Origin of the sequence: Duncaniella dubosii, from assembly GCF_004803915.1 — a bacterium.
GTDB classification, from domain to species: Bacteria; Bacteroidota; Bacteroidia; order Bacteroidales; family Muribaculaceae; genus Duncaniella; species Duncaniella dubosii.
Genome location: NZ_CP039396.1, coordinates 3,060,814 through 3,073,609 on the forward strand (window position 1 = coordinate 3,060,814; position 12,796 = coordinate 3,073,609).

Annotated in this window: 4 protein-coding genes; all 4 read left to right on the forward strand. The window is 45.3% G+C overall.

Features of this window, described 5'->3' with window-relative positions; translation table 11 throughout:
- Positions 1 to 126: 126 nt before the first annotated feature.
- Positions 127 to 7,512, forward strand: coding sequence for a T9SS outer membrane translocon Sov/SprA (sov, locus tag E7747_RS13670; RefSeq protein ID WP_228449175.1), 7,386 nt, complete (start codon positions 127 to 129; stop codon positions 7,510 to 7,512).
- Between the two features lie 374 nt (positions 7,513 to 7,886).
- Positions 7,887 to 9,089, forward strand: a complete 1,203-nt coding sequence (gene pncB, locus E7747_RS13675; protein WP_136416564.1) for a nicotinate phosphoribosyltransferase — start codon at positions 7,887 to 7,889, stop codon at positions 9,087 to 9,089.
- Positions 9,090 to 9,974: 885 nt separating this feature from the next.
- A complete protein-coding gene (locus E7747_RS13680; RefSeq protein ID WP_123614429.1) occupies positions 9,975 to 10,565 on the forward strand; it encodes a helix-turn-helix domain-containing protein in 591 nt (196 codons plus the stop codon).
- 160 nt (positions 10,566 to 10,725) lie between these two features.
- Positions 10,726 to 12,708 carry an ABC-F family ATP-binding cassette domain-containing protein gene (locus E7747_RS13685; RefSeq protein ID WP_136416566.1) on the forward strand — a complete coding sequence of 661 codons (1,983 nt, stop codon included), beginning with the start codon at positions 10,726 to 10,728 and terminating at the stop codon, positions 12,706 to 12,708.
- The last annotated feature ends 88 nt before the right edge of the window (positions 12,709 to 12,796 follow it).

Here is a 12,796-nt window from a genome sequence, read left to right on the forward strand (position 1 = left end):
GTGGTTGGCATTTATTTTCAGGCATGTTTTTGAAAATAAATCTTTAACCAGCTTCTAAAAGTCCTGAAAAGACGGCGCTACATATTCATCATTTCATCATTTTTCACCGGCATTGCCACATTGACGGTGACAGGAACTTTTATTGCCTTTCCGCAAGTAATAACGCCTGTGTTCAATCCTCCCGCACCTGTCATTCCGGCCAAAGCACCTGACTCACAAACTGACTCCATCCAGATTCCGTTTCCTGTAAGCCAGCCCATACCTCAAAGCTACGAAGATCTGATGAAGCAGGAACTTGCAGCAGATCTTTCAACCCCGTCAAATATCTCGACGGTAGCCGAATATGACCCGCAGCTTGGCTGCTATGTCATACGCACACGACTTGGTGAATACGACATTACAACGCCGTTTTACCTGACACCAGAGCAATACAATAACTGGCAGACGCGCAGACAGATGCAACAATATTTCAATCTGCGCAATTCCGAAGCTCTGACAAAGCCAGACAAAGAGCCTTTCAACATTCTTGATATGAATTTCTCTCTCGGTCCACTTGAAAAGATCTTCGGACCGGGGGGCGTGCAGCTCAAGACCCAAGGATCTGTCAACATAGCAATGGGTGTCAAAACCAACAAGACTGACAACCCGGCTTTATCGCTCGACGCAAGAAGAAAGACTTATTTCGATTTCGATCAGAAAATACAGGCGACGGTAGCGGCCACAGTAGGTGACCGCATGAAGTTCAACATGACCTATAATACCGATGCGACTTTTGATTTCGACTCAAAAAACCTCAAACTTGCCTATGAAGGCAAAGAGGATGATATTGTCAAATCAATTGAAGCCGGCAATGTATCAATGACAACGGGCTCCTCGCTGATACGAGGAAGCACAGCGCTGTTCGGCATAAAAACCAAACTTCAATTCGGCAAGCTCACGGCCACCGCTCTTGTTTCTCAACAGAATTCGCAGTCGACGTCCGTAAGTTCGAAAGGCGGATCACAGACCACCGATTTTTCAATCAAGGCCGATAATTATGATGCCAACAGGCACTTTTTTCTGGGACATTATTTTCGTGACAACTACGATAATTTTGCCTCCCGTCTGCCTTTTGTCTCATCCGGAATTCAGATCACACGTATCGAGGTCTGGATCACAAACCGCAATGGCCGTTTTGACCAGAGCCGAAATTTTGTCGCCTTCATGGACCTTGGAGAAAGCGATCATCTTGCGAGCGACTACTGGCAGGGCAATCAGGCATATCTGCAACCATCGAACCTCTCCAACAATCTTCTTTCAGTAATTAAACAGGATTATCCCGGTGCACGCAACATCAATACGGTCACGCAGGCTCTCTCTCCGCTTAACGCCTATGGCATAAGCGGTGGTATAGATTATGAAAAAGTCGAATCCGCTCGTCTGCTGTCATCTTCGGAGTACACGCTAAATTCAACCCTCGGCTACATTTCGCTAAAGAGTGCCCTTGCAGCCGATGAGGTGCTTGGAGTCGCATACGAATATACCTATAACGGCAAAGTGTACCAAGTCGGCGAATTCTCGGCCGACATAACATCGACCGACCAGTCGCTCTATCTGAAAATGCTCAAGTCGACAACCGTCGCGCCCAAACTGCCGATGTGGGACCTCATGATGAAAAATGTCTATTCGCTTGGCACTACGATGGTCCAGAAGCAGAACTTCAGGCTCAATATAAAGTATCTGAGCGACACGACAGGGACAGAGATAAACTATCTGCCTGTACCGTCGATTTCAAACGTTCCGCTGCTTCAGGTCATGAATCTTGACCGTATAGACTCCAACGAGGCCTCGAACCCCGACGGTTTCTTCGACTACATTGAAGGTTATACCGTTCTCTCCAATCAAGGAAAAATCATATTCCCGGTTGTTGAGCCGTTCGGTACTAACCTTGAAAAGAAAATCGGGAATCCTGCACTCGCCGAACCATATCTCTATCAGCAACTCTATGATTCGACTCAAGTAGTGGCCCGACAGTTTGCGGACAGAAATAAATTCATCATTTCAGGTCGCTACCAGTCATCGGGGGGAGGTTCTCAGATCCGTCTTAACGCATTCAATGTTCCCCGAGGATCTGTGGTCGTGACTGCCGGTGGCGTCGTGCTTATTGAAAACAGCGATTATACGGTCGATTATGCAATGGGTGTCGTGACTATTACCAATCAGAGCATAATCGATTCCGGCCAGAATATCAGCGTATCGCTCGAAGACCAGTCTCAATTCTCAATGCAGCGCAAAACGCTCCTCGGTCTTGACCTCAACTATCAGTTCAACAAGGACTTCAATGTAGGCGCAACGCTCATGCACTTTTCTGAGAAGGCTCTGACCGAGAAGGTAAACATAGGCGATGAAATTGTCAACAACACCATATGGGGGCTTAACATGCAATACAACACCCGTTTCATGTGGCTGACAAATCTGCTTAACAAAATTCCGACTGTAAACGCCGTGCAGCCTTCGACTTTGAGTGTTCAGGCAGAATTCGCCAACCTTATCCCACATAAACAGAAAAGCGGCAGCAATAAGGGTTCGTCATACATTGACGATTTTGAATCCGCCCAATATGGCATAGACCTGCGCTCGCCCTATTCATGGTTCCTTGCATCAACTCCCTATGACCCCTCAGGAGATGCTTTATTCCCGGAAGCCGCGCTTTCAAACGACGTAACTTACGGCAAAAACCGCGCTTTGATCAACTGGTATTTCATCGACCGGATGTTTACCGCACGAAACTCCTCATTATGTCCGGGTTATATAAAGAGCGATACGAAGCAGCTCAACAATCCATACGTCCGTGAAATAAAAGTAACTGAAGTTTTTCCGGGTCGCGAACAGACGTATGGAGAAGCAAATACCATCCAGACGCTCAACCTTTCATTCTATCCGTCAGAACGAGGCCCTTACAATCTGGACGCGACTGACATCGACGATGAAGGCAACCTTCTGTTCCCTGAACGCAGGTGGGGCGGTATCATGCGCAAAATGGACAATACCAACTTCGAATCGTCAAACATCGAATATGTCCAGTTCTGGATGCTCTCGCCATTTCTTGATCCTGACAACGACAACCTGTCAGGCGGTGATTTATATCTGAATTTTGGTGAAATTTCAGAAGACATACTCAAAGACGGACTAAAAAGTTACGAAAACGGAATTCCTGTCGATGGCAACGACCAGTTCCTGCAAACAACAGCGTGGGGACGCGTATCATCACAGAATTCCCTGACATACGCGTTTGACAACAACACCAATTCGCGACTTCCTCAGGATGTCGGTCTTGACGGTCTCATCAACGATGATGAATTCGGATTTTCATCATATTCAAATTATCTCGACCAGCTACGCACGAAGCTTCCCGCATCGACTATCGAACGCATGCAGGCCGACGCATCTTCGCCATTCAATGATCCGGCCGGTGACAACTATCACTTCTTCCGCGGATTTGACTATGACGAACAGCGTCTCGGAGTGCTTGAACGCTATAAACGCTACAACGGAGTAGAAGGCAACTCTCTCTCTCCACAGGATGCGCCTGATCCTCTCTATCAGTCATCGCGTGCGCTTCCCGATGTCGAAGACATCAATCAGGACAATACACTCAATGAATATGAACGCTATTTCCAATATAAAATCTCTATCCGCCCGGAAGATCTGGTCGTAGGCAAGAACTATATCACTGACAAACGTACCGCGATAGTTACAAACACCGACGGCACAACACAGGAAATGGTATGGTATCAGTTTAAAGTGCCCTTGAGCGATTATCAGAAAGTGGTCGGCAATATTTCGGATTTTTCAACCATCCGTTTTGCACGAATGTTCATGACAGGCTTCAAGGCCGTCACCCATCTTCGATTTGCCACGCTTGAACTTGTCCGTGGCGAATGGCGTCCGTATCTGTTCAACCTCAACACACGCGGTGACGCTCCGGCCGAAGGAGAGCTTGATGTCTCAGTGGTGAACATTGAGGAAAACATGCAGCGCGAGCCTGTGAACTATGTTCTTCCTCCGGGTGTGACTCGAATTTCCGATCCGGGCCAGCAGCAGATAGTGCAGCTCAACGAACAATCAATGTCTCTGAAAGTCATCGGTCTCCAGCCCGGTGATGCACGCGGCGTATACCGTAACACTCAGCATGACCTGCGCAACTACAAGCACATGCAAATGTGGATTCATGCTGAAAAACTGCTTGATGACCATACGAATCTCCGTTCGGGAGAGATTTCAGTATTTGTGCGTCTCGGCTCTGATGTCAAGAACAATTTCTATGAGTATGAAGTTCCTCTTGAACTTACTCCGTTCGGCAAATATGCTCAAGACGGAGCTGACCGCTATATCGTCTGGCCACGGAGCAACTACATGGATTTCGAGCTACAGAGTCTCGTCGACTTGAAAAAGGCTCGTAACCGCGCTAAAAACGAGCAGCAGCCCGGAGTTGGTTTCGGAACGCTTTTTACAGGACGAGACCCATCCAATGAACGTAACCGCATGGCTGTGATGGGAAATCCGTCACTCAGTGACATCCGCGTGATGATGGTCGGCGTACGCAACAATGCCTCATCGACAAAAGATGCAATCGTATGGCTCAACGAACTAAAAGTGACTGATTTCGAGAATTCCGGAGGATGGGCGGCCAAAGGTAATGTTAATCTTGGAGTCTCGGACATAGCCACACTCAATCTTGGCGCTCACATGGAAACGGCCGGATTTGGTTCGGTCGACCAGTCGCTTAATGCCCGCCGCATAGACGACTATTCGCAATACAACTTTGCGATGCAGGTTGACGCTGGACGCTTTCTGCCAGAAAAAGTCAAACTACGTGCGCCTGTATATTACTCAGTTTCAAAAGAAAAAATCACGCCGAAATATAATCCGCTTGATCAGGACGTAAGGTTAAAAGACGCTCTTGACGCATGCACTACCGAGGCTCAAAAAGACTCAATCAGGGCTTTCGCAATCGAGAACAACACAGTAAAAAGTTTCTCAATCTCCGGGCTTAAATTCGATGTGAAATCCAAGAATCCCATGCCTTGGGATCCTGCCAATTTTACGTTCAATTTCTCATTTAACAAACAGTCTAAAACCGATCCTACAACCGAATACGAGAACACCAACGATTATCGCGGCTCGTTCCAGTATAGCTACACGCCATATGTCAAAGGGCTCCGACCTTTCAACTTTATAAAGAGTAAATCAAAACATCTGAAATTTTTCAAGGAATGGGAACTGAACTATGTTCCCACTAACATTTCATTCCTCACCACCATGTCACGTTACTATTATGAGCTGCAGACACGCTCGGAAAGCGACGTTGACTTTCAGTTGCCAGTCTCCGTCAGCAAAAATTTCATATGGGACCGTCAGCTTGCCCTTACATGGAATCTCACCAAATCACTTTCGGTCAATTTCAACAGCAACACTTCTGCCCGCATAGAAGAGACCATGGGAGCTGTGAACCGAAAGCTGTTCCCCGATAAATACAAGGAGTGGAAAGACACCGTAATTCAAAGTCTTCTCCATCTTGGCACACCGTGGAGCTATAACCAAAGCTTCGTGGTCAACTACCGCGCACCATTCAACCGCATACCGGTCCTCGACTGGCTCACAGGCAACGCATCATACAACGCAACTTACCGCTGGGACCGAGGAGCTGAGATCGACGGTGTCGCGATGGGTAATTCCATAGCCAATCAGGCGGCATGGAACATCGACGGACGTGTAAATCTCGAAACGCTTTACAACAAATGGAACTATGCAAAAAAAGTGAACCAGCGTTTCCAAGCACGACGTTCACAGGCCAAACCAAAGAAAGCAAAGCGTTTTGAACGTACATATGCACTCCTGCCGGATACAACCCTCAATATCCGCCACAATCTGCGCAACGCAAAAGTAAAAGTAACTGCAACCACAGTTGACGGGAAACCGTTTCGCGTGACACATAAAGTCATTGATGCAAATAATGTAACAATACTCACTCGCGGCGATCAGAATCTTAAATTCACTATTGAAGAAATTCTTAAAGAAGAAAAATCCATCTGGACAGAAATCGGCGAATATGGCGCGAGACTGCTGATGTCGCCAAGGTCAGGAGCTGTACGGTTCCGCTCCACCCAGTCCCTCTCATTACCGCTTTTCCGTCCGGAAATCGGCAACATATTCGGACAGTCACGCCACTACGGGCCGATGTCTCCCGGACTTGATTTCGCATTCGGTTTTGCCGGAGAGAACTATATAGACAAAGCTCTGCGCCGGGGCTGGCTTATAACAGACGACGGCCAGACTTCTCCTGCGATCTTCTCCCGTACAAACGAATTGAACGTTGAGCTGACACTCGAACCGATTCGCGGGCTCAAAATACTTCTGACGACCAATCGTACCGACAACCGAACGAAGTCAACTCAGTTCATGTATGACAACATGCCGACTTCACTTGCAGGTTCGTATACCAAAACACATGTCGCAATGAAAACGGCATTGAAACATTTCAAAGCCGACAATGGCTATGAGTCTGAAGCATTCAACCAATTCCTTGCGAATATTCCAGTAATAGCCTCGCGCGTCAGAAACGAGTATGAAGGACTTCTATACCCTATGGGCGGGGCGATGGCAGGAAATGTCAATGCCGGTAATCCGTTTAACCCGGAAGTCGGCGACATAAGCCAGACAAGTTCAGACGTTCTTATTCCGGCATTTCTTGCAGCGTATACCGGGACGAATCCTGCCAAACAATACCTCACGCCATTCCCATCATTTGCAAATGCGCTTCCCAACTGGAGAGTGACCTACGACGGGCTGCTTTACATCGGCAATCTCCGCAACATCTTCAAGGCTTTTACATTAAGCCACGCATATCAGTGTACATATTCAGTAGGCTCTTATTCATCATACCTCAACTGGATGAGTGCCGGTGTTGCCGACAGTAATCTCGGATTCACGATTGACGAACTAACCGGCAATCCAATCCCGACATCGCCCTACAACATATCATCCGTCGCCATTACCGAAAAATTCGCACCGCTCATCGGAGCTGCAGTAACGCTCAAAAACGACCTCACACTTTCGGCCGAATACCGCGATGCTCGCACTCTTACGCTTAACACCTCGGCAGGACAAATTGTCGAGGCAAATCAGCGAGGCATGACATTCGGCCTCGGATATAAAATCATAGGATTCAACACAGTTTTGAAAATGAAGGGTTCAGGAAGAGGCATATCGAATGACCTCACACTTAACGCCGACTTCAATTTCTCAGAGACACAAGCACTCATACGAAGAATCGAGACTGCGTATACGCAGGCAACCTCCGGCACACGAACCCTGACGCTGAATTTCACAGCATCTTACATCATGTCGCGACGCCTTACACTTGGAGCATTCTTCGACCATCAGGTAAACACGCCTATCGTATCGTCGACTTCATATCCAACAACAAACAGCTCATTCGGATTCAATATCAACCTATCTTTAGCGAGATAACAGTCAAGGAAGGGTTATTTCGGCACTAATAAGTTAAAGAAGTCTTATAAGAATACAAAAGGGTTACTGCACACTGTGAAGGTCAACTCTCATTTTCATGTAAAAATTTGTGCTATTAAAGAACGAGAGGTTGTAAAAAGAATCTTCACTTGGCTCGAAAACTTTCGCAGGTTGTCCAGAATCTACGAGAAATTACCTCAATCTGCTCGGAATAAGCATATTCCTCATATTAATTGCTTTAATATTCTCATCTCTAACACATGCACCAGACCTGTATTTTATCAAATCTCGATCGCAGGGATAAACTCTTTCAACTCACTGAAAGTTTTTAATTAATATAACCACCCTCCAATGTTTATAACAAAATATACGATATGCGACAGATTATAACCCACTTTACAGACGATGATTTATATAAGTTCACGATGTGTTGTGCTGTCATCGACAATTATCCGCGCGCGCAAGTCAAATATAAATTCATTGACAGGGATTCCACAATCTATCCGACTGGATTTGCCAAAGAACTCCGTGAACAGATTTCCGCTCTTGACAATCTAAAAATAAGCGAAGAGGAAATCGCTTATATGAAGCTCCGTTGCCCGTACATACCGTTCTGGTTTTACACCTTCCTTAAAGGATATCGCTATAACCCGGAAAGAGTCACAGTGAATCAGGATTGCGACGGACACCTATCAGTAGAGATTGAAGGATGCTGGAGCGACACGATATTGTTTGAAGTAAAAATCCTTGCAATCGTTTCGGAACTTTACTACGAAATGACAGGTGAAGCGAAGAAATTTGACCTCGAGAAATATTATCATCTATCATTTGACAAAGCCTCCCGGCTGCTTGAAGCAGGCTGCAGGTTCAGCGATTTCGGCACCCGTCGCAGGGCTTCATTCGACACGCAGGACACAGTTGTAAAGGCCATGTCGGATTGTGCGTCCCAATACTCAGGCTCAGGTGGCTTCACGGGCACAAGCAATGTTTATTTCGCAATGAAATACGACCTCGTTCCAGTAGGGACAATGGCCCACGAACTGATATGTGCCATTGCCGGGATGTATGGACCACAGATGGCAAACCACCTGGCCATGAAAGCATGGTCCGAGACTTATAGAGGTGCTCTCGGCACATTTCTTTATGACACTTACGGATGGGACATTTTCAGCCTCAACTTCTCGGAGGACTTTGCAAATATGTTCAAAGGATTGCGCGTGGATAGCGGTGACAACCTTGAGGAATTACAGCGAATTGTCGATAAGTACCGCTCACTCGGTATTGACTCCAAGAGCAAACAGGTAGTATTCAGCAACGCTCTGAATGTCGACAAGGCAATTAAAATTCAGGAATGCGCCTCTGAAGTCTGCCAACCGTCGTTTGGAATAGGTACGCATTTCACAAACGATTTTGACGGAATAGAGCCTCGGAATATTGTCATCAAACTCATAGCTGTGAAAATAACCGAGGCATGGACTTTTTTCAATGACACATGTAAATTAAGCGAGGATAAAGGTAAATATTCCGGGAATCCGGATGTAGTCAGACGCTTTATGGAGATATTACATCTTAAATAGATTTGAATAGGGCAGCAAAAAAATAATAACAAGGCCACGGCAATAAAGCATATTTTGCCGTGGCCTCATATTTTATAGAATATTTTTAAGTTAATATTCAGTTAACCGGCCATTTATAAGTAAAACAAAATTTAAAAACCAAATATTTAAAGTGAATTTTTATTAACCAATAGAAATTTATTGCTACAATATTGTTATAACTATGAACATCAGTCAGATAATTGCCAGATTATGTGATTGTAAATATAATTTATATATATATTGTCTTAAACTGAATCCACATCTCGTTTGATATTTCAAATTCACACTTTACATTTACAATTCAGAATCTTTGAAATTCGAAAATTTAGTGCTGTTTTGAAATTTAAAAATGCAAATCCTCAACTTTGCAAATGAAAACTCGATAATGGATTCGGTTTCTTGTTTTCAAACATGCCGAAACAAGTAGTTATTTCATTTTGCAAATATACATAAAATTCGTTTTACATACGCAAATTAAACACCATTTTTAGCCATTAACATCCTTTAGATAAAAAATCACAACGCTAATTATCTGCTAATTATAAACCTAATCTAAATTAATACTTAAATTACAAATATGTCGTAAGACTACTTTTTCAGCTAAAACCACTCAAAAGGCTATACAACCACACAATAATCTAATATAAAACACAATACCTACTTTTATTTATAGCATAAGTTTAGATGCAGTAATTACGCTTAATCGTCGAGTGCCCCATCTATTTGCAAAACAGAATTTACACTTACATTCTTAATTTACATACACAATCGCATTGGTTTTGTTTTTGCAAATTTGGAGTTTACAAATTAATTAATTACATTTGCATCGAATTACAAAATCAAATTTCCGTAAAAGTTTGCATTATGGATCTTGTTTCAAGACTCAAACGCTATCTCGATTCCAAGCAAATCAGCGTCACGCAATTTGCCGACGAATGCGCTATTCCCCGCCCCACAGGCAGTCAGCTACTTGCAGGACGCAATAAAAAGGTCAGCGATGAAATAATAAGTAAAATCCACTTGGCATACCCCGACCTTAACATCGTATGGCTGATGTTTGGCGAGGGAAATATGGTGAACAATGCAAATATTGAAATCTCAGAGCCCCAAAACACGGCAAAAACCGAGTCTTACAGCAACGATTCGCCTGATACACAAACAATTGACTTCACCCTAGACTTTAATGAAAATTTGCAGGATGAAGTTTCAGAAAAAAAATCCGAGCCTACATCGACCAACACATTCACATTTGCAAGTCCGGCAGACAGCCCTGCCGAACCATTAGAGTTTACACAAGCTATCAGCGACGAGACAGAAGCCGCCAAACCAACACCACCCCTACCCAAGTCGTCAGGCAAAGGCAAAAGAGTCACAGGAATCGTTGTATATTATGATGATTGCACGTACGAGTCATTCATCCCCGATCCGAACCACGGCCATCCTTTCATGAGATAACATTCAAATCGCAGCCTACAGGAACACCAGTAGATTGTAATACCGTTCACAGCACTCATTTTGGCAATCTGCAATATTCTGAGTAATTTTGCAGACCCGTTTCATGTAACCATACCAATCCCGGGACAACAAAAAACAATTATTGAGACTATCATAAATAATGAGCATTTCAATCAACAGCCTAAAGGTAGAATTCAGCGCAAAATGTCTTTTTGACAACATATCTTATATCATCAATCCTAAAGACAAAATTGCCCTCGTAGGCAAAAATGGCGCCGGAAAATCGACCATGCTGAAAATAATAGCAGGATTACAAAAGCCGACTTCAGGCAACGTCGCGATGCCACGCGACACAACCGTCGGCTATCTGCCACAGCATATCACCGTCAGCGATACATCAACCGTTATCGATGAAGTGAGAAGTGCGTTCAGCCATGTCGATGACATGAAAGCACGTCTTGATGAAATAAACCATCAGCTCGCAACCCGCACCGATTATGAATCGGACGCATATCAGGAACTGATAGAAGCTATGACATATCTCAATGACCGGCTTGCAATGGAACAGAGCGAAAACTTCGAAGCCGAAATGGAAAAGACCCTTATCGGCCTTGGGTTCCTGCGTTCCGATTTCAACCGTCCCACATCGGAATTTTCCGGTGGCTGGCGCATGCGCATAGAGCTTGCCAAGATTCTGCTTCGGCGTCCGGATGTGTTGCTGCTCGATGAGCCAACCAACCATCTTGACATCGAATCAATCCAGTGGCTTGAAAACTTCTTAATCACGAAAGCCAATGCCGTTGTACTCGTCAGCCACGACCGCGCATTCATCGACAATGTCACAAACCGCACTATCGAAATCTCGCTCGGCAAAATCTATGATTACTCGGTCAACTATTCAAAATACCTCGTCCTGCGTCAAGAGCGACTTGAACAGCAGATGCGCGCCTATCAGAACCAGCAAAAAATGATTCAGGACACAGAGGATTTCATTGAACGTTTCCGCTACAAAGCTACTAAGAGCGTGCAAGTGCAAAGCCGAATCAAGCAGCTCGCAAAAATAGAACGCATCGAAGTCGACGAGGTAGACACTTCGCATCTCAATCTCAAGTTTCCTCCCGCCCCGCGTTCCGGCGACTATCCCGTGATAGCCGACAACGTGGGAAAAGCATACGGCGAACATCAGGTATTCGACCATGCAACCTTCACAATCAAGCGTGGCGAAAAAGTGGCGTTCGTTGGTAAAAACGGCGAAGGAAAATCAACGCTAATAAAATGTATCATGGGAGAAATCCCATTTACAGGCTCACTCAAAATCGGCCACAATGTCAAAATCGGCTACTTTGCACAAAATCAGGCCACGCTGCTTGACGGCGAACTGACTGTTTTTGACACCATCGACCGCGTAGCCATCGGCGACATACGGACAAAAATCCGCGATATACTCGGAGCATTCATGTTTGGCGGCGAAGCCTCCGATAAAAAAGTCAAAGTGCTTTCAGGCGGCGAGAAGACGCGACTGGCAATGATAAGACTCTTGCTTGAACCTGTCAACCTTCTCATTCTCGACGAGCCGACCAACCATCTTGACATGAAAACCAAAGACATCCTCAAGCAAGCCATCAAGGATTTCAACGGCACAGTCATCGTTGTCAGCCATGACCGAGAATTTCTTGACGGTCTCGTCGAGAAAGTCTATGAATTCGGAGGCGGTCAAGTGAAAGAATGCCTTGGCGGAATCTATGAATTCCTCGAAAAGAAAAAGCTGGCCTCACTCACTGAGCTTGAACGAAACACCATCCGACCCTTGACAGATTCAAATAACACAAAAGAGCCGCAGACCTCTGCAAAAGGCCAAACCGAATCGAATAAAACAGACACACCGGCTCCTGCAAAAAAACTTTCGTATGCGGAACAACGCGAACGCGAAAAGCGCGTCCGCAAAGCGCGTAAAAAAGTTGATGAGGCTGAAGCCGAGATAGGTCGCCTCGAGCAGGAAATCTCCGAAATCGAATCGATCATCGCAGAAGGCAATCCACCGGCCGATATCTATGACCGGCATGCCTCAACCACTAAGCAGCTCGAAAACGCCATGTCGCTTTGGGAACTTGCATCCATGGAATTTGATGAGATATCCAAATAAAAACTACGGTCATTATAAACAAAGGCGCGGATTCGATAACCGGATCCGCGCCTTTGTTTATAATGACCGCTCCTGATGCGATATAAAG